The following is a 319-nucleotide window of genomic DNA, read 5'->3' as shown; positions in this document are numbered from 1 at the left end:
CCGCCCACCGGTCAGCGGCCAGAGCATGGGGGGCACGCCCGGTCCCGTTCCGAACCCGGAAGCTAAGCCCCATCGCGCCGAGAGTACTGCGGGGCCAGCCCGTGGGAGGCCAGGGCGCCGCTGACCGGTGGACGGCACCGAGCCGTCGCATCGAACCTGGAAGGGGGAGGCCTCGCGGCCTCCCCCTTTTTTGCGTTTGAAAGATAGTTGTAATACAAGAACTCGCTTTCGTTTAGCTTGTCTTACTGTTTGGCTGTATTTTGAGTCCTTCTTGGTGACGCATAATTTCTTTCGCAAATTGACAACCGCATAGCGGAAC

1 rRNA gene is annotated in these 319 nt (G+C 59.9%); it reads left to right on the top strand.

From position 1 onward, the window contains the following. Positions 1-10: 10 nt before the first annotated feature. Positions 11-126: ribosomal RNA gene (rrf, locus tag DWZ15_RS10375) — 5S ribosomal RNA — on the top strand. The last annotated feature ends 193 nt before the right edge of the window (positions 127-319 follow it).

Source organism: Collinsella sp. AF29-7AC (genome assembly GCF_003475665.1).
GTDB lineage: Bacteria > Actinomycetota > Coriobacteriia > Coriobacteriales > Coriobacteriaceae > Collinsella.
Note: the sequence above shows the minus strand (reverse complement) of the source record. Positions and strands in the feature narration are given on the sequence as shown.